The sequence below is a fragment of the Agrobacterium vitis genome (genome assembly GCF_013426735.1).
In the GTDB taxonomy this organism is placed as follows: Bacteria; Pseudomonadota; Alphaproteobacteria; order Rhizobiales; family Rhizobiaceae; genus Allorhizobium; species Allorhizobium vitis_D.
Map to the genome: position 1 here is coordinate 117,328 of NZ_AP023274.1, position 18,817 is coordinate 136,144.

The 18,817-nt window shown below is 57.8% G+C and carries 18 protein-coding genes and 3 pseudogenes; 11 read left to right on the plus strand and 10 right to left on the minus strand.

Annotated features, from left to right (window positions below; all coding sequences use genetic code 11):
• Positions 1–83: 83 nt before the first annotated feature.
• The 9 genes and pseudogenes from H1Y61_RS22825 to oxdA form a co-directional block, all read right to left on the minus strand.
• Positions 84–737, minus strand: a complete 654-nt coding sequence (locus H1Y61_RS22825; protein ID WP_180575432.1) for a histidine phosphatase family protein — start codon at positions 735–737, stop codon at positions 84–86.
• A 75-nt stretch (positions 738–812) separates the two neighbouring features.
• Positions 813–1,574, minus strand: a complete 762-nt coding sequence (locus tag H1Y61_RS22830) for a CbtA family protein (protein ID WP_180575433.1) — start codon at positions 1,572–1,574, stop codon at positions 813–815.
• 12 nt (positions 1,575–1,586) lie between these two features.
• Positions 1,587–1,799 carry a CbtB domain-containing protein gene (locus H1Y61_RS22835; protein ID WP_174113468.1) on the minus strand — a complete coding sequence of 71 codons (213 nt, stop codon included), beginning with the start codon at positions 1,797–1,799 and terminating at the stop codon, positions 1,587–1,589.
• A 21-nt stretch (positions 1,800–1,820) separates the two neighbouring features.
• A complete protein-coding gene (locus tag H1Y61_RS22840; protein ID WP_180575434.1) occupies positions 1,821–2,309 on the minus strand; it encodes a nitrile hydratase accessory protein in 489 nt (162 codons plus the stop codon).
• Positions 2,306–2,967: pseudogene (gene nthB, locus H1Y61_RS22845) on the minus strand (nitrile hydratase subunit beta). Before nthB ends, H1Y61_RS22840 begins: the two are co-directional and overlap by 4 nt.
• Positions 2,968–3,116: 149 nt before the next feature.
• On the minus strand, positions 3,117–3,719 hold the full coding sequence (gene nthA / locus H1Y61_RS22850) for a nitrile hydratase subunit alpha (protein ID WP_180575435.1): 603 nt from the start codon (positions 3,717–3,719) through the stop codon (positions 3,117–3,119).
• A 58-nt stretch (positions 3,720–3,777) separates the two neighbouring features.
• Entirely contained in the window at positions 3,778–4,680 is a 903-nt protein-coding gene (locus H1Y61_RS22855) for a transporter (protein ID WP_234903544.1), read from the minus strand.
• Between the two features lie 69 nt (positions 4,681–4,749).
• Positions 4,750–6,264, minus strand: coding sequence for an amidase (locus H1Y61_RS22860; protein WP_180575436.1), 1,515 nt, complete (start codon positions 6,262–6,264; stop codon positions 4,750–4,752).
• A gap of 615 nt (positions 6,265–6,879) precedes the next feature.
• Positions 6,880–7,944: an aliphatic aldoxime dehydratase gene (oxdA, locus tag H1Y61_RS22865; protein ID WP_180575437.1), complete on the minus strand. Its 1,065-nt coding sequence runs from the start codon at positions 7,942–7,944 to the stop codon at positions 6,880–6,882.
• Positions 7,945–8,136: 192 nt separating this feature from the next.
• Here oxdA and H1Y61_RS22870 point away from each other — a divergent pair, with 192 nt between their 5' ends.
• Complete coding sequence (locus tag H1Y61_RS22870) at positions 8,137–9,024, plus strand: helix-turn-helix domain-containing protein (protein ID WP_180575502.1); 888 nt, start codon at positions 8,137–8,139, stop codon at positions 9,022–9,024.
• Positions 9,025–9,439: 415 nt separating this feature from the next.
• Here the strand turns inward: H1Y61_RS22870 and H1Y61_RS22875 are convergent.
• Positions 9,440–10,544 (minus strand): annotated as a pseudogene (locus H1Y61_RS22875) (IS630 family transposase).
• Between the two features lie 339 nt (positions 10,545–10,883).
• Between H1Y61_RS22875 and H1Y61_RS22880 the strand changes: the two are divergent.
• The 10 genes and pseudogenes from H1Y61_RS22880 (at position 10,884) to H1Y61_RS26980 (ending at position 18,632) form a co-directional block, all read left to right on the plus strand.
• Positions 10,884–12,014, plus strand: coding sequence for a transporter substrate-binding domain-containing protein (locus tag H1Y61_RS22880; protein ID WP_180575438.1), 1,131 nt, complete (start codon positions 10,884–10,886; stop codon positions 12,012–12,014).
• Positions 12,015–12,016: 2 nt separating this feature from the next.
• Positions 12,017–12,643, plus strand: coding sequence for an ANTAR domain-containing response regulator (locus tag H1Y61_RS22885; protein WP_180575439.1), 627 nt, complete (start codon positions 12,017–12,019; stop codon positions 12,641–12,643).
• 202 nt (positions 12,644–12,845) lie between these two features.
• Positions 12,846–13,691 (plus strand): nitrilase family protein, encoded by an 846-nt coding sequence (locus H1Y61_RS22890; RefSeq protein ID WP_180575440.1) that lies wholly within the window; start codon positions 12,846–12,848, stop codon positions 13,689–13,691.
• Positions 13,692–13,723: 32 nt separating this feature from the next.
• Positions 13,724–14,872, plus strand: a complete 1,149-nt coding sequence (locus H1Y61_RS22895) for a substrate-binding protein (protein ID WP_174113476.1) — start codon at positions 13,724–13,726, stop codon at positions 14,870–14,872.
• 53 nt (positions 14,873–14,925) lie between these two features.
• Positions 14,926–15,759 carry a branched-chain amino acid ABC transporter permease gene (locus H1Y61_RS22900; RefSeq protein WP_180575441.1) on the plus strand — a complete coding sequence of 278 codons (834 nt, stop codon included), beginning with the start codon at positions 14,926–14,928 and terminating at the stop codon, positions 15,757–15,759.
• Between the two features lie 127 nt (positions 15,760–15,886).
• Positions 15,887–16,582, plus strand: a pseudogene (locus H1Y61_RS27115) (ABC transporter permease subunit); the annotation flags it as partial.
• A gap of 57 nt (positions 16,583–16,639) precedes the next feature.
• Positions 16,640–17,503, plus strand: coding sequence for an ABC transporter ATP-binding protein (locus H1Y61_RS27120; protein ID WP_409364012.1), 864 nt, complete (start codon positions 16,640–16,642; stop codon positions 17,501–17,503).
• Positions 17,496–18,203 (plus strand): ABC transporter ATP-binding protein, encoded by a 708-nt coding sequence (locus H1Y61_RS22910; RefSeq protein WP_180575443.1) that lies wholly within the window; start codon positions 17,496–17,498, stop codon positions 18,201–18,203. Before H1Y61_RS27120 ends, H1Y61_RS22910 begins: the two co-directional genes overlap by 8 nt.
• Positions 18,204–18,288: 85 nt before the next feature.
• Complete coding sequence (locus tag H1Y61_RS22915; RefSeq protein ID WP_268884050.1) at positions 18,289–18,555, plus strand: amidase family protein; 267 nt, start codon at positions 18,289–18,291, stop codon at positions 18,553–18,555.
• Between the two features lie 23 nt (positions 18,556–18,578).
• A complete protein-coding gene (locus H1Y61_RS26980; RefSeq protein ID WP_268884052.1) occupies positions 18,579–18,632 on the plus strand; it encodes an amidase in 54 nt (17 codons plus the stop codon).
• The last annotated feature ends 185 nt before the right edge of the window (positions 18,633–18,817 follow it).

Here is an 18,817-nt window from a genome sequence, read left to right on the forward strand (position 1 = left end):
ATCATAGCACTATCAGATATATAATTGGCAATCATCGCCGTTACAAGCTTATTTAATGGGATAATCGCCTATTTTTGAGGCATCTACAGGGTCGTTAAATTTTCTGGAAAATGATCGACACCAAGGCCCCAATCCGCGTTTTCGTCAGTTATTGGCTTCGAAAAGGCGGGTGGCGAACCAACAGACCGGACGCGCCACTCTCTTCCGTTGCTTGTCAGCGTGCTTAAGGTCAGCGAGGGAATATCCAGTTTAGAAACCTGTGCGGGCGTCATATCGAGGGCAACGAGAACACAGGCACGAACGACATTTGGAGATGCCACGGCAACCATGCGGCTCTTGCCAGAAAGATGGCCTGCAAGATGGTTTGAAAGCCATTGGCCAACCCGACCGAACAAATCCTCCAGGCTTTCATCGCCTGGCGTGAACTCTCCACGCATCCAGCCTGAGAACTGATCCGGCTTTGCCTCCATGATCTCCTGGATGGACCGACCGGCCCATGTGCCATAATCCAGTTCAGCCAAGGCAGGGTCAGGTGTCACCTCAAGCCCAACGGCTGCTGCTGTCTGAAGGCTGGCCGGGTCCGGCGCGCTCCAGGCGCAATCAAACCGATGCAGATCGAGGGCAATGCTATGCGCTCGGGTTTTCGAGGACGCGCTCAGGGGATCTGCGCATGGAAAAAGACCTTGCTTATGCGCCGCGGTCACTCCTGAGGACAACAATGTCAGAATCCGAGCCATGTCCCCACCTTCCATTTTGAAAGCGCCACCCCCTCAAGCGAAGGGGCCGCCGAAACAGCCCCTTCGAACAGTCGATCAATGCGCGACTATCGTGCGTGATTTTGATGTTCTTTCAGCCAGAAAACCAAAAGTAACACCAATCACACTCCAAAGAACCGCTTGCGTTCCGAATGCACTTAGTCTGAACCGCCACAGAAGGTCTGCGGAGAACCCGTCTGGCAGTTCACTGAAGGTCGGGAGTGCCGCATAAGCAAGAACCACGATCATCAGGAAGATGCCAATCCCCAATAACGATCCGTTCCACACTCCGAGGCTGGTTGAGACAAGCCTTGCGGTCTGGATCGCCAGCAAGGCGGCAGCGATCGAAATCGCGACCATGCCGAAGAACAGACCGGTGCGAAGGCCAATGGTCTCGGGCGATCCCACCGCAGGTGGATTGGCGGGATATTTGATGCCGGGTACAAGGACGAGGATCACATAAGCCGTCAGCGCGATGCAGAGCGACAGGATCCGCGGATCACGCGGCCCCATGCGACCATGCAGGATGATGAAGGCGATGGAGAAAACGCCACCCATCGCAAGCCCGATCACCGACAATCCGGTCAGAAGACCGATGCCGGACTGGGTTTGACGGCTAAAGGCTTCGGCATCTCCCGCTTGAGAGGTCGCCGGTGTCTCCGCGCCGCTGGAGGCATGAGAATGCGTGTGTTCGTGCCCTTCCTCAAACGAAATGGCCCGTTCAATAGTGGGTTCAGCATAGAGCGTCGCGAAGCCGAAGGCGATGACGGCAGCCAAGAGGCCAGCCAGCATTCCGCGAACAAGGAAAGTTCCTGCCATAACAATCACTCCTCAGTGACAAGGAAAGCCAAGCAGATGGCGGGCATCATGCACAAATTCATGCACCTCGTTGCCGGCGATGAGCGATATTGCCCCCTGTTCTGCACCGACAAAATAGGCCGCGATCAAAAAGAACACCCCGGCAAACACTGCCCATGGGAAGATTTCCGCCAACGGCACCGGGCGAATGGTGATGGATGGTTGGACGCTGGTCATGAGAGACATCGTTACAGTTCCTTGTTTGGATCAGTTGGAGACGGCGGCGCTGACCGCAATGGGACTACGTTTGGCTGCATGATGGTGATGATGGTGGTGGTGATGGCCACCATCATGGTGATGTTCGTCATCGTGGTCATCGTGGGCATGCCTGGGAGGGCAGCTTGCGTTGATGAGCAGGATCGGCTGGCCATGGGGGGTGTTCAGATAAGCCTGCCGCCATTCCTGGGTGCGGGCAAGAAGATCTGTCTCCTCTACCAGTTTGCGAGATGCGACCATTTTTTCCAATGCCGACATCCACTGACGATAATAGGCATCGTTGACGCTTTCGCCCGGCAAATTTGGAAAAGCCTTGATTTCTTCACTGAAGACCTCGACCCATTCCGGCCAGGTAAACAGATCGCTCTTGTAGAGTTCAACCGTCAAGGCAAAGGCTTGAGCCTGCCAGGGGCGATCGAAAACCGGACCAGCTTCATCGCGTGGAAGCTGAACCATATCGGTCAGAACAGGCGCGCTCATGATTCCACCTTTTCCAGGTAATCATCCCAGAGGTCGATATAGACCTTGTCCTTTGCGGATGCGTTGCCGCCCCAAAGCTCGTCACCGCTGAAGACGACATTGTAGAGGTGTTGGGGATGTTCGCCCAGTCCATGGGCCACGGTGTCCGGTGTTACGAAGACACCGTGATCCATCATGATCGTGCCGGTCTTGCCCCGAACGTAACGTGGAAGGCGGGTATGCGTTGTGGGGTTCGCATTCTTGGCGCGCACCTTGTCGCCAACCTTGAAGCTCGCCTGAATGTCTTCCGCCACGCGTGCGGACGCACCTGTCATGACGATCGTTGGAACCATATCCTTCGTTACTGGCATCAATTTGCTCCCTTCATCTGCAGGATCCGGGCCTCGAGCTCATCGGCTGTCAAGTAGCCTTTTTCACAAAGAAGCGTCTCAAATGAATGCAACCAGTGCTCGTAATAGCTACCTTCGAGATATTCGGCCGGAGACATACGCTCGATGGCGTGGCGAAATTCGTCGACATTGAAGCATCCGGCGCCAAAAAGCGGTACAAAGAGTGCAAATGCGCGCCGCTCCCATTCATGTGCAAAAACAGGTTCTTCTGCTGGCGGCGCGATGGGCCCCATGCCATGCATGCCGCCCAGATCATGGATTCCGTTCATTGTTAGTTCTCCTCATGTGTTGTCGTTAAAGCAGGGCGATCAAGGCCGTGATTGGAAAGAGTGAGTAGCCAATCCGGCCCTGTCCTGATGCATCGACCCGTTTGGTTCCCAGACCTCAATTCCGGTCAATTGGGCCTATGTATCTGGGCCTAGAGATTTGGCTGCTTTGGAAATCCGGTCCCGATCATCGAATCACGGGTGACGAGCTCAACGAGCTGTTCCTCACTCCAGTCTTCAGTTCCGGCCGGGCGCTCGGGAAGCACGAGATAACGGATCTCCGCACTGCTGTCCCAGACACGGATTTCTCTCTCAGGCGGCACGCTGACGCCGAATTCGGCAAGCACGCCGCGCGGATCGATGACAACGCGCGAGCGATAGGGAGCGGATTTATACCAGGCTGGAGGCAATCCGAGCGTTGGCCATGGATAGCACGAGCAGAGCGTGCAAACCGTCATGTTATGGACCTCAGCGGTGTTTTCGACGACAACCATATCCTCGCCCTGAACCCCGGAGAAGCCGAGTTCGGCGATTGCAGCTGTGCTGTCTTCCAGAAGACGTTTTTTATAGTCCGGGTCCGTCCAGGCTTTTGCAACCACCAGCGCGCCGTTGCGCGGCCCAATGCGGTTCTCATAGGTATCAACCAGCTCATCAAGGGCGGCTGGATCAATCAATCCCTTTTCCAGCAGAAGGGATTCCAGTGCCTTGACGCGCAATTCGATATCTGCCGGTGGCTCGGTGTGACTGTGCGACATTTCTGTCTCCTTTTCATCGATAGTGAGTCGGGCGGAAGAACAATTCTTCCGCTACATTTCAGAACAACTTCATCAGGCGCAAAGTGACATGGGCGTCTTCCTTGAAGCCGCCTTCAACACGCAGGTCCCGCTGAAGCAGGCCCTGCACCTGGAATGTCGGTGTCAGAAACTTGGCCATCTGCAGCCTGACCTGATCGGATTTGGTGGCTGTGCCGTTTTCCACGCCATCCAGCGTCTGCACGCCGCCCCAATATTTCGAATAGCCGACGGCGAAGGTCCAGCTCTTGTTCGATGGGGGCGAATAGGAAAGCCAGATCTGACCCTGATAGGTATTGTCCTGCTCGAGACGCCCGACACCATCTGACGTGGCATCGGAATTGCGCCCATACCACATGGTGTCAAAGGAGGCTTGGACCGTGAAACCATTGCCGAGCGCCTGTGTGCCGCCAAGCTGGAGATCGAATTTCCAGCGGTTTTCACCCAGATTGAGAGACCGCCCGGCTTCATAAGAACCAATAGGCACATAAAGATAGGGAACGATGGCGAACGTTGTGCCGCTATTCTTGTTGTTGACCAACCAGAGCGGCGCAGCAAAAATTGGATCGCCAATTCCGCTTGCCGAGTCCAGCGCTGCCCCACCAAGACTACCGTTATACAGGCTGCCGTAAGGCAGCAGGACTTGCGGCGCAAATGAGAAGCCCGCGATATCCGTGTAATGAACGTAGCGCAGGATGCCAACATAGGAATCCAGACCTGTTCCGTCTTTGATTTTACTGCCCCTATTGGTCACATAGCTGCTTCGCGTGGTGTAGGTCGAATAGGACAGAATTGCATTCGTTCCGCTCGGCGCCGGAATGAGATCCAAGGCGTCGAGATCGACGGCCAAGGCCGATGAAGCGGTACACAAGCAGGCCGTGGCGACGGCCATCAGCTTTGTTTTAAGATATTGTTTGGATGCCATTTGTTAATTCCCCTCTTTTTGGTTGGGTAGCGGCACGAGCCACCCGGCTTTCCTGGCTTCACCAGATCCTCAAAACTCCCTCCAGTCCCCATCGGCCTCGAAGGCACTCGCGGCCTGGTAGATCGTGGTTTCGCAATAGTCGTTGCCGATCAACATAAGACCGACGGGCAATCCATCGGACAGACCACAAGGAATCGACATGGCGGGATGGCCGGTGACATCGAAAGCAGCGGTCGTCGCTGTCATTTCGAAACCTCGCGTGACGATTTCGGCGATGGAAGCGTCTTTGCCGGGTAGAGGCGATGCCACGCAGGGCACAGTCGGCATCAGCAAAAGGTCATAGGTAGCAAAGACGGTATCGAACGCCTTTTTCAGCTCCAGAACGATATTGCGTGATTTCGCATAGTACCGACCGCGATAATGGCTGAGCCCCCATTGCCCGACGAGCATGCAGAGCTTGAGCGTCACGGAAAAATCGTCAGCCTTGTCACGCCAGGCCGAATGGGCATCGAGCAAGCCGACATCGTAAAGCCCCTTCCAGTTGAAGCCCATGCCATTGCCATGCAGCATCTGCGCCATGAAACCCTCCAGCGTGATCGGGTTCCATGCGCAAAGCGCCGTCAGGAATTCCGGTATGGAGATTTCCGAGACGTCAGCACCGAGCGCGGCAAACCGGTCCGCACCTGCACGCACCTTCTGCGCCACACCTTCCTGGGTGTTGGCAAAAGAGAAGCCTTCCGTGAGAATGCCGATCTTGAGACCTTTGACGCCCTTTCCGAGGGCTTGCGTATAGGCCGCGACTTTTGGTGCGTACTGGCGCGGATCAAGGCCATCGGCCCCAGCCAAGACCTCCAGCAGCAAAGCGTTGTCAGCAACATTCGACGTAATCGGGCCGGTGTGATCGATTGTGGCCTCGATGGGCATGACCCCTGTATAAGGAACAAGGCCATGGGTGGCCTTCATTCCGTAGACACCGCAATAGGCCGACGGAATACGAATGGAACCGCCCTGATCGCCCCCGATGGCCATATCGACCTCGCCCGCCGCCACCAAAGCTGCAGAGCCGGAAGATGAACCACCTGCTGAATAGCCATGCCGGTTTGGATTGTGGACGGGGCCGGGATCAGACGTATGGCTGCCGCCCGACAGGCAGAAATGTTCGCAGGTGGCTTTGCCGACAATGGTCCCGCCAGCATCAAGGATACGTGTGACGATTGTTGCGTCCGCTGCCGGAATGAAGCCTTCCAGCGTGGTGGAGCCATTCATCATCGGCACGCCGGCAAGCGCGACATTGTCCTTCAAAACGACGGTCTTGCCTGAAAGCTTGCCTTCCGGGGCACCCTTCACGACACTTTTCTGGGCCCAAGCTCCGTATTTGTTTTCCGCGTCGCGTGGCCGATAGCCCGGTGTGCGGGGGTATTTGACCTCTGGCAGCACATTGGGATGGCCGTCAACGACATCATAGGCATCGAATATTCCGCCCATCAACGCATGGTATTCGGCGGCCTCCTCCACAGACATGGTCATATGCAGGTCAGCCGCAAGTTTGGCGACATCCGCAACGGTTGGGCGTGTTATAGACATAGTGCGTCCTCGTTTCATTCTGGTTGTGGTAGAGCCGCGTCCGGCAAAAACGTCAGACCGTGAGGTCGCTCGCGGGAAAATCCGGCACAGGAACGCAGCGCCGCAGACGCTCCGTTATTTTCCGATATTCAAATGAACTGGGTGTCATCAGACTTTTCAGCGGTGATTGAAACCGATCGTCAACGTTCGGTTTAGCGCCCGCCAGATCAGATTCACGCTCTTCGCGAGGACACAACAAAACCGTGCGCGCGTGAAAACGCAGTGTTGACCGCTAAGGTACAGGCAGGATGATGAAGCAGATGCATGTTTGATGTTCCCTTTTTTCTTACAATTATCGCATCGCCAATAATTGTAAAGTCTATGATATCGAAAAATTTTCGACCTGAGAAAAAACCAATTATTTTAGCATGTGCGCGACAAAATGTGATTTAAAGCGCATTTTAATGCTCTTTTCGTTGAAAACGCCCTATCGACATTTATCGCTTTTACGATCATTATCATCGTAGATATGAGGAGATAATCCTCATACGGTATGCCTGTTGGCAGGGCGTTTTGATCCGGGCTGATCGCGCGATAACCACCGCGATCCTCCCGGATCTTGTTGCCGGGGAGTTTTTAAGCGGACAGTTCATCCATGGCGGCGTCGCGCATCATGCCGGTTTCCGGATGGCAGTTGATATATTCGTAAAACTGGTGGCCACCATCGAACACGGAAACTTCATGATAAAGTCGAAGCTTTTCAAGACCCGCCGCCACACGGAAGAAGGTGACGAAAATTCGCAAATGGGTGGGATGCGACTCTGCCCAACGCTCCAAGAGGTCAAGTGAGCGCCAATGTCCGATATTATAGCTCTTCTCAAGAAAATTACCCTCGAGATCGATATAGCGGACATATCGGTTGCTGTAGCAGCCGAGCGCCTTTCCATTGTCACGCAGAAAATTCATGCCATCGCGAAGCGTCGGTTCGATCTCGTCGAGATAAAGCGTACGCTCGGCACCATCCGCCTCGGCCCAATCCTGTCCGGACCGGATAAGAGCAATATTGTCATGGGCTTTGACGAGAACGCGTCCGCGCTGGTGCGGGTTACCGGAGACAATTTCAAGCGTGCCGGTGGCACTCATGCGATCCGTCTGCGAGATCGGAAACCGGTCGCGCATCGAACCCCAATAGCCATGTTCCTGAATATCACCGCTGATGGTGTCCATCACCGCGCCGACGCCGGGCAGACGATCCTTAAAGGCGTACAATGTTTCAAATTGCTCGGCGCGTGGTGCAACGATTTCGCGAAAATAGCCGAGACCTTCCGTCAGTCTTTCATCGGAAGACCACCATTCTGCAACCGCTGGAGTGGCAAGCCAGCGATGATAGCTTTCCTGATCTCGCCAGTAACCGACAGCGATCAGATTATCATATCCCTGCGCGTCCTGATGATGGGTGGTGTCATGTTCAGTGGGACCATTGGTAAGCGCAAAATCACCAACGATATGGCGCAGTGCCGCAAGAGCATCACCTTTTTTGTCTTCTCCAGAATACTGAACGCCGAAGTAAGCCATCACGACCTGCTGGAGATCGCTGTCGGCGCGCGCGACCCACATGGAGAATGGTGGTTCGTATTCATCGGCAACGCGGCGAGAAAGCGTTCTTGGACACTTGAGATGGGGGGGTATAGCGGATTCCATTGTTCCTCTCTTTCTTTTTTCCACCTGTTGCGGCAGGGCGCGTGCGCCGTGCCGCAGGGGCTTGTTCGAATTCGCCGGGGGCCCAGCTCCCCTTTGAGCTCAGAGAAAGAATGACACTGGCATCCGGATTGGTATCGTCCGGAATTGCGGAATCTTTTGCCTATATTGCGGATTGACCGGAGAGGGAACGTGATGACAATAAACTGTCACAGCACCAGGAAATACAAGACGGGGACCCTCCTGTCGCTTGCCTATGATGCCCCCCGGATGAGAGTGGAAACCTGGAGACATGAAGCGGGTTGCCTGCCCGAAGTGAAGCTTGAGGCAACGGAGGTTGCCGTCATGCTCTCGGGACGGCTGACTGTGGAGAGAAAAGGCGACGGCAGACATCAGAAAAGTGCCGCCACTGCCGGCACTTTCTGGCTTTGCCCGGCGGGCGTCCATGAAACAGACATCGTACTGTCCGATAAGATGATCGAAACGGTTCACATGTTTCTACCGCCGGACCTTCTCGGCGCCACGGCCCTCGAAGAACTGGACATCGATCCTTCATCCGTCCTTTTGGATTATGCGGGCGGGGAATTCGATCCGATGCTCAATCAGATTGCAACATCATTTCGCGCCATGAGCCATTCACCACAAGGCTCGGTGGACCAACTGTTGGCGGACAGCCTCGGGACCACCCTGGCAGCTCACCTCCTCCGCTCCTACCTTGCCAGGCCTGCAATTCCCGATAGGAAAATCCAGCAGGGAGGAGTTCTGGATTCCCGTCGGCTGAAAAAAGTCTTTGATTATGTTGAAGACCGGATTGATCAGGAACTATCATTGCGAAGCCTGGCAGACGAAGCCTGTCTCAGCCCCTTCCATTTCATCAGGGCTTTTCATCGCTCGACAGGAAAGACACCCTATCAATATCTGATAGAAAAACGAATCGACGCCGCAAAAAGCAAGCTTCGATCCAGTTCGCTCTCCCTTGCGCAGATCGCCTCGGAAACGGGCTTCTCAACACAATCCGGCTTCACCCGCACCTTCAAAAAACTGACTGGCCGGACACCGGGCCAGTTTCGAAGTGAAGGTTAGTGCCTTTACAAATGTATCCCAAGGTCCCGATAAGGGCGTGTCGCAAATTTTTCTGCGACACACCCAGAACGTAGAAATTTATTCCTGCGGGTTTTGAATTTGACGGATGTTTTCGGAAATCGAGGCGACTTCGGCTCAGGAATGACCGGTCAACCGAGCTCTTTTAGGCTGATGAAAACTGGTGCATACAGAATAAAAAACTACGCCAAGAAATTTTGCGCCAAGCCCCAGACTTGCATTCAACGGAATTTGTGCGTGACGCTGTCCGGCTCAATCCCCGCATTGGTCCATTCGCTGATTGCGATTGGCCAATGACCTGGATTGCGGCACACCCAGAGGCAACGCTTTGCTCCTACACGCATGACGATCACACAGTATTTTTTAAGGGCAAGCCACTCATACAGGTTCTCACTGATCACAACCCAATTGTCCAGTCTCTGCGGCCGATGGAAATGATGCGCCAAGGCTTGCTTTCGAGCTTTCGCCAGGCATCACAGCAATGATCGACGATGTCGTCGTAGGATTTAAAGATGCGGTTCGAGAGCTAGTTTTCACGCATGAAGTGCCAGAGGTTTTCGACCGGGTTCAGCTCGGGTGATTTCGGCGGGAGTGGCAGGATGGTGATGTTTTCAGGCACGACAAGATTGTTGGACATGTGCCAGCCTGCTTGATCCATGATGAGGACGGCTTGGGCATCCTCGCCGACATGGCGGGCGATTTCGGTCAGGTGCTGCGTCATCGCGTGGGTGTCGCTACCCGAGGCAGACGAGAGCTGCCGCTTTACCGAGCTTGGGGCAAATTGCACAGAAGATATAGGCCGACCTTGTGCGTTGATCATGCGGCGCGGATGGCCGCGTTCCACGCCTGGCCCAGCGGCGGGTGATCTTCGTTCGTCGGGCAAATGATTCACTGGATCATTTGCTTTTCCGCCTCACTCTGCCCGATACGGGCCTCGTCCTGGAAGCAAATCTCTATGCGTTTTCCTTGGGCCGCTCCGGCGGCAATTTCTGCCACTGCGGTGGGGAAGTTTTTTTAAAACCCACAATGGCTTGAGGGTCTTGCGCATGATGTTTGGGCCTGGCAGCAAGCTTGCGATAGCCCATGGCTCGTACTTCACGGCTCAGCGTTTGCTCGCTCACTGAAACGCGAAACTCTTCCCAAAGCCATTGAGCCAAGTCGCACAGACGCCAGCGAACAACGCCGTCGAGATAGGGCGTTGGACCACGCTCGACGGCCTGCGCCAAGGCCGCACGCTGCTGATCATTCAACCGCGACTGCTGACCGAGAGCCTTGCCATTGACCAGGCCTTGAGGACCGCGTTCGTTGAAGCGTATAACCCAGTCCCTGATGATCTGGAGCGTCACATTGCCGAGACGGGCGGCATCTGAGCGTGAGCCGCCGTCGTAGATAGAGGCGAGTGCCAACAGGCGTCGTACCTGGGCTGCATCCTTCGTCTGCCGCGCCAGCCGCCGGAGACGTTCACCATCAAAATCTTCACGTAACGAAATCCCTGATCGCATCCTAAACCTCCCGCTTGCGACAGAGATTCAGATTCACCGCGTTTTGGGAAGGCCAAAAAGTCGAAATCACTGGGGCTGCGTATTAGGCATCTTCCCTATAGCGTATCGAACAGGCACGGATGTTCCGTCCCACTGGCCCAGCTCCTCAGCGAACGAGCGGCACCAGATGAGCCGACCGCCTCTTAGTTGCGGGGACGTCTGTTCCCCGAGCAATTCAATTGGCTTCCCCTACGGCGTCTCAAAGTGCTTGACAGGAACTTTCGCCGGCCGGCAACAATCCTATTAAAGTCTGCCGATTTCCGGGGTAGGAGTGCACCATCGAATGAGGGAGAGTGCGGCGTGACCAATGAATGGCGAGTGGGAGTTCTGTTTTCCCGCAGCGGGATTACCCAGATCACCGAGACCGAACATTTTTTCGGAACGGCGCTCGCGGTCGAGGAAATCAATGAGGCAGGTGGCGTCTTGGGCAAACCGATCGTACCGGTGGCCCACGACCCCGGCGGCGACAACACCGCCTATCGTAATCTGGCCCGTCGTCTGCTGACCGATGACGACGTGAACATCATCTTCGGTTGTTCGATGTCGGCGAGCCGCAAGGCCGTGCTGCCGATCGTCGAGCGTCACAACGGCCTGCTGCTGTATCCCTCGATGTATGAGGGCTTCGAATATTCCGAAAACGTCGTCTATACTGGCGCGACGCTCAATCAGAACACGTTCGCCCTAGCCGAATATCTGCTGCGCCATCACGGGCCGCGCCTCTATTTCGTCGGCGTCGATTATATCTACCCGCGTGAATCCAACCGCGTGATGCGCGATATCGTCGAATCCAAAGGCGGCGAGGTCGTCAGCGAACGCTATATTCCGCTGCATGCGGACAACGACACATTGAAATCGGTGCTCGCCGATATTGTCCGTCTCAAGCCGGACGCGATCTTCTCCACAATCATCGGCCGCCCGGCTCAGCAGTTCTATCGCATGTATGCCGAGGCCGGCATTGATCGCCTGCGCCATCCCATTGCCAGCCTCACCATGGCCGAGACCGAAATCCGTGAAATCGGCGCCGGTCTGTGCACCGGCCACATCCTCTCCGCAACATACTTCCAGACAGTCGAGGGGGCGACCAACGAGCGGTTCGTCAAGGCCTACAAGCGCCGGTTCGGTGGCGAGGTCACGACCAGCGTCTGGTCCCAGCCGGCCTATGCGCAGGTCCATCTGTTCGCCCGCGCCTTGGCCCGCGCCGGCTCGCTGGAGACCCATCGCATCTCCGAGGAAATCCTGGTAGAAGACTATGCAGCGCCGGAAGGCCGGCTCAGTTTCGATGCGGATACCCGCCATCTATGGCTGCATCCACGCATTGGCGTTGCCCGCGCCGACGGCCTGTTCGACATCGCGTGGCAGGCGCCGGGGCCGATCCGTCCGGACCCATATCTGACCGCGTCGCGCTTCGAAGACGCCTGGTTGGAGGCTTAGGAATGGCGGGACCCAACAGGATTGTTCAGGATCTGCGCCGCGCACGTGTTTTGGTTGCGCATCCGCGTGATGAGGACGGCGATGTGCTGGTCGCGCATCTGAAGCGCCTGGGCTGCGAGGTCAGGGCCACCTGGCCACTGCCGCCGACACTGCCGCCAGATGTCGACACGCTCTTCCTGCATATCGAGGATACCCAGCTCGAGCAGGCTCTGCAGATCAGCGAAACCCAGCAGCCGGCGATCATCGCCATTCTGACCTATGAGAGTCCGACCGCGCTACAGGCCATAATCGATCTCAACGCCCATGGTGTGATTTCCAAACCGCTGCGGCCGCTCGGCATCCTCACCCAGTTCGCGCTGGCGCGCTACCGCCACAGCTACGAAAAACGCCTGGTCGGCAAGGTGCAGAAACTGGAGGAAACGTTGAAGGGTCGCCGGCTGGTGGACAAGGCCGTTTCGGCGCTTAGGGCAATGAACGGGCTCGAAGAGGAGGCTGCCTACAGGTTATTGCGTGACCAGGCGACAGCCAAGCGCGTGCCGATGGCTCAGGTGGCCGAAGCGATCATCGCTGCCCATGACACCATGCGCAGCTTCGGTCTTCCCCTGCCCGGCAAGCCCAGCGCGGGCTAGGGCCCATAGCCCTTCTGCCTAAAACTTGACCATCGAAAAGATTGCCTAATTTCATGGCTTGACTTGCCCGGTTTTCCGTGGAAGTTTTGGTCACGAGCAAGCTTGCTCAGCGGCAGGGCTGCCGCAACGACATCATGGCTATGCAGCCTCTGGTTCACGGATTGATTTCCGTGCCAGGGGTTTTTTGCGTTTGGAGATTGAATTGACTGACACCGCACAGACGTCGCGCAATTTGACGATCGCCTCGATCCAATTCGAACCACGCATCGGCGATCGCGACCACAATCTCGCAGCCATTGACCGGCTAGTACGCCGTGCCAAAGCCGATGGCGCCGATCTCGTGGTGCTGCCGGAACTCGCCGACAGCGGCTATGTGTTTCGCGACACGGCCGAGCTGGCCGAGCTAGCCGGGCCAGTCCCTGAGGGCGAAAGCGCGCAGATGCTGATCGCGCTTGCCCGCGAAATCGTTATCCATCTGGTTAGCGGCATTGCCGAGCGTGACGGCGAAACCTTCTACAACTCGGCGATTCTATGCGGCCCAGACGGTTATATCGGCAAATATCGCAAACTCCACCTGTGGAACGAAGAAAACCGGTACTTCGCGCCAGGCGATCTCGGTCTGCCGGTCTTCGACATCGGCCGTGGCAAGGTCGGCATCGCGATCTGCTACGACGGGTGGTTTCCAGAGGCGTTCCGCCAGCTGGCTCTGTCGGGTGCGGAACTGATCTGCGTGCCGACCAACTGGGTGCCTATGCCCGGCTCCGAAGACCAGGCTGACGCCATGTCGAACATCCTGGCTAAGGCGGCCGCCCACTCCAACGCCGTCTACATCGCCTGCGCCGATCGGGTTGGCACCGAGCGCGGTCAGCCTTTCATCGGTCGCAGCCTGATCGTCGGCCCGCAAGGCTGGTCGGTAGCTGGCCCGGCCAGCGGCGACCGCGAGGAGATCCTTCTTGCCAAAATCGATCTGTCGAGCGTGGCGGCCAGCCGTACGCTCAACAGCTTCAATCATTTGCTCGGCGACCGCCGGGCGGATGTCTACGGGTAAAAAACACGCCATACTCACAAAAGGGGAACATAATGAACCGCAAATCCATCCTTCTCGCACTTGCTTCACTCGCTTTCGCCGGCAGCTCCCATGCCGCGGACCCGATCAAGATCGGCGTGCCGGTCGGCCTTTCCGGCGCCAACAGCGTCGTGGCGCCGTCGGTCGTGCAGGCCGCCGAACTGGCCGTCGAGGAAATTAATGCCAATGGCGGCGTTCTCGGCCGTCCGCTGGAACTCGAAATCGCCGACGATGCCTCGGGCGCAGCCGGCGCGCAGAAGGCTTTCGATGCGCTGGTCTTCCAGAAGGAAGTCAATGTCATCATCTCTATGGAAACCAGCGCCGCCCGCAATGCCGGGCTGCCGATCATCACCAAGGGCGACGTGCCTTACATCTACACGTCGTTCTACGAAGGCAAATCCTGCAACGCCAACCTCTTCGTCAATGCCTGGGTGCCGGAACAGCAGGTGCCGCCGCTGGTTGACAATTTCATCGGCAAGCAGGGCGCCAAGAAATTCTTCCTGGTCGGCTCGGACTACGCCTTCGGCCGCGGTATGCTGGAATTCGCCAAGGCCTATATCGACAAGTCGGGCGCATCCGTCGTCGGCGAGGAATACCTGCCGATGGACAGCAGCGACTGGACGGCGGTGATTTCCAAGCTCAAGGCCTCCGGCGCCGATGCAATCATCACCTCGACAGCCGGCGGCGCACCGAACGTGACGCTCACCAAGCAGCTGCGGTCTGCCGGCGTCAGCCTGCCCTACGGTAATCTCGCCGTTGACGAAGGCACGGCCAAGAGCATGGGCGCCGATGCCAGCGGCATCTTCCTCTCGGCCTCCTATGTGACCGGCATCGACAGCGCCGAGAACAAGACCTTCCTGGCATCTATGGAAAAGAAGTTCGGCAGCGAGTTGCGCACCCCCAACGATCTTTCCGTACCGCAATATGAGGCGATCTATCTTTACAAGGCCGCCGTCGAAAAGGCGGGCTCTACGGACACCGCCGCCGTGATCGAGGCATTGCCTGCTGTCTCCTATACCGGCCCGCGCGGCCTGATTTCCATGGCCAAGCAGCACCACGCGCCGCTCACCATGTATCTCGGCCAGGTCCAGGACGATGGCAGCGTCAAGGTGGTCGACAGCTACAAGGACGTCGATCCCGGCGCACAGTGCCCCAACCTCTGAAAACGCGACCAGGGCGGGGCAGCGAGCCCCGCCTTCACATCAGGGAAAAATGCATGACGCTCTTACTGGACATCCTCAGTACGGCAGCCATCCTGTTCATTGTCGCAACGGGGCTGCTCGCCATTTTCGGCGTACTCAAGATCATTAACTTCGCCCATGGCGCCTGGCTGACGGTTGGGGCTTACTGCACCGTCGTCACAAACGAACTCGGCCTCAATCCCTGGTTCGCCCTGCTCCTGGCTTTCGTCACCGGCGCCGTTCTGGGCGCCCTAACGGAGCGCTTCATCGTCCGCCCGCTCTATCGCCGTCCGCTCGACGCGATCCTGGCCACCTGGGGGCTCGGCATTGTCATTGGCCAGCTGATCACCCTGTGGTTCGGACGCGACGTGCATTTCACCCCTGCGCTCCTGCCAGGTACGCTTGACGTCCTCGACACCGGCTATTCGCTCTACCGGCTGTTTGCCGTCGGCGCAGCACTTGCCATCGGTCTTGGCTTCGCCTTCCTGCTCGAAGGCACGCGGCTCGGTCTTTCAGCCCAGGCAGTCATCATGAACGAAAACCTTGCCCGCGCGCTCGGCATGGATACCGAGAAGATCCGGCTCGCCACGTTCATGATCGGTACCGGCCTTGCCGCGCTGGCCGGGGTGCTGCTGGCGCCGCTCACCAGCGTCGATCCCAATATGGGTGTTGCCTGGCTGACCGGCGCGTTCATGCTGGTCATGGTCGCCGGCACGTCCTTCGGCGCGCTGGCCGTCGCCTGCCTTGTCTTTGGCGCCGCGCAGGTTCTGGTCTCGACCTTCCTCAGCCCCATCCTCGGCGGCATCACCGTGGCCGTCCTCTGCGCCATCACGCTTCGCATCCGTCCGAAGGGATTTGCCCGTGCCTGACAGACAAAGAATCCAGCTCGTCCTTCTCGCCATATTTGCCGTCGCGGGCATGCTGCTGGTGCTCTTCGGACCGGCATTTCTCGACCGCTTCAGCCTCAACGTACTGACCCGCTCGATGATCTACGCTATGCTCGCCATCACGGTGGACCTGCTGTGGGGCTATACCGGCATCCTCACCTTTGGCCAGGCCGCCTTCTTCGGCGCCGGCGCTTACGCCACAGCAATGGTGCTGACCCATATAGGCGCCAGCCCCGCCCTCTTCGCACTCGCCTTCGCCGCAGCCATTCTGGTGCCGCTGTTGCTAGGCCTCGCTGTCGGCTGGCTCTCCTTCTATCAAGGCTCGACGCCGCTTTATGCCACAGTCATTTCGCTTGTCGTGCCGATCGTCGTCACACAACTGATCTATTCCGGCGGTGTGTGGACCGGCTCTTCCAGCGGCCTGGTCGGCTATCAGACATTGCCACTGGGTCTTCCCGGCTTCTTCCGCCTTACCGGCCTTTGCCTCGTGGCGCTTGCGGTTCTCGCCTTCGTCTTCGTGCGCTCGGATGCTGGCCGGCTGCTGAAGGCCATTCGCGACAACGAAGCCCGTGTCGCCTATCTCGGCCTCAGTCCGTCGCGGGTGAAGATCGCCCTGACCGCCGCGCTCGCCGGCGTGGCGGGACTGGCCGGCTTTCTCTACGCCAATGCCTCAGGCGTTGTCGCCCCGGAAAATACCGGTTTCGTGTTCGGCACCGAGATGGTCGTCTGGACCGCACTTGGCGGCCGCGGCACGATCATTGGCCCACTGCTCGGCGCCATCGGCATAGACTATCTCAGTGCCAATCTTTCGGGCGAACTGCCGTTCCTGTGGCAGCTGATCGTCGGCGCCCTGTTCGTCGTCATGATCATTCTTCTGCCGGGCGGCCTCGCCTCCCTCGTCGCCCGCCACTTCCGCGATACGGCTGCGAAACAAGCACTCGAAGCACTGCCCGCCACTGTCAATATCTCGGCAGGCGGGGCAGACACACTCGTCTCGATCCGCAACCTCGGCAAGTCCTATGGCAGCCTTGCCGTGCTCAAAGGTATCGACCTGAAAATCCGCCCCGGAGAACTGGTCAGCGTCGTCGGCCCGAATGGCGCCGGCAAGACCACGCTGATGCGTTGCCTGTCAGACGGCACCGAAGCGATCGACGGCCAGGTCGAGAGCAATGGTCACGATATAGCCGGCATGCCGCCGGAACGTATCGTCGCACTCGGCGTCGGCCGCAAGTTCCAGGTTGCCAGCATCTTCGACAGCATGACCGTGGCCGAATGCCTGCGCATGGCGCGCCTCTCCCACGAGCGTCCGAGCTTGACCAGATCAGGCACAAGCATTCCGCTACCGGTCGCCGCAGTGGAGATCCTGCGGCTTACCGGTATCGCCGACATCGTCGACAGGCCCGTCTCGCTGCTGTCTCATGGACAACGTCAGGCACTGGAACTTGCCATGGTCGTGGCGCTCGAACCCCGCCTCATCCTGCTCGACGAGCCGACCGCCGGCCTGACCAAGGCGGAGCGCATGACCATAGGCACCGTCCTAAAGAAGCTGACATCGGAAATGGGCTTCGCCGCCATCCTGGTGGAGCACGATCTCGATTTCGTTCGGGAGATTTCAAGCCGCATCGTCGTGCTGCATCAGGGCAAACTCGTTCTCGACGGAACGGTCGAAGATGTCGTCCAGTCCGAAACGGTCCGCACCATCTATGCAGGAGGCGCCCATGTCTGAGGCCGCAAAACTTCAGCTCAACGGCATCAGCAGCGGCTACGGCGCCGTCGACGTGATCAACGACGTGTCTCTGGCCATAAAACAGGGGGAGATTTTCGCCCTGATGGGCAAGAACGGCATGGGTAAGACAACGCTGCTCAAGTCGATTCTAGGCTTCATGCCCCTCTCCAAGGGATCAGTGAATGTCGATGGCAAAGCGATTGCCGGAAAGAGACCCGCTGAGCTTGTCGCCTCGGGCATCGGCTACGCGCCACAGGAACAGCCGCTATTTCAGGACCTTTCGATCCGCGACAATCTGCGGCTGGCGTTGCGTAGCGACCGCGAGCTCAGCCCGGCGCTGAAGCGAGTCTACAGCTATTTCCCATTCTTGGAAGATCGACTTGTTCAAAAGGCTGGAACACTGTCTGGCGGCGAACAGAAGATGCTGATCTTGGCGCGGGCGCTGATGCTTCGTCCGACGCTGCTGCTGATCGACGAAATCTCCGAGGGCCTCCAACCCTCCGTCATCATCCACATCGCGTCTGTGCTAAAACATGATCGCGCACGCAACGGCACCACCATTCTACTGGTTGAGCAGAACCTTGACTTCGCGCTTTCAGTCGCCGATCGTTGGGCAGTGCTTAAGCTCGGCGCCATCGACGACGAGGACAACAACGGTCCCGATACCCGCGCACGCGTGCTGCAACATCTGAAGATCTGACAATGGAAGACCGCTGGAATGCGCTCATGCCTTATCCGGCGGTGCCATCGCACATTCGGCAGATCCGAGCCGGCCATTGGCGAACATGCGGCTCGCCGTCAAGGATCTGGTCGATGTCGCGGGCTATCCTACGGCGGCGGGTAACCCGCACCTGCTCGCCGCCTCCGGCATCAAGAACAAAACGGCGCCTCTTGTACAGCTGCTGCTGGATGCCGGAGCGCAATTTGTGGGCAAGACCAACACAGATGAACTTGCCTACTCGCTCATTGGCGGCAACATGCATTTCGGCATGCCCGTCAATCCAGCTCATCCGGAGCTGATCCCCGGAGGACCTCTTCTGGCTCCGCTGTAGCGGTCGCGGCTGGCCTCGCCGATATCGGTCTCGGAACCGACACGTCAGGCTCGATCCGTTTGCCAGCTAGCCAATAGCGTCATCGGTTGGCGGCCCGCCCCCTGGTTTGCTTAACACCGACAGCATTTGTCTCTTGGCATCAAGTTTCGATGTGCCGGGCTTCCTGACGCGAACGCTCGATCATACGGGCGCCGTGATGGCGGCACTGGACGTCTCTGAAAATCCCTCTCCCGATCCGTCTTTCGTTGTGCCTTGCGACATG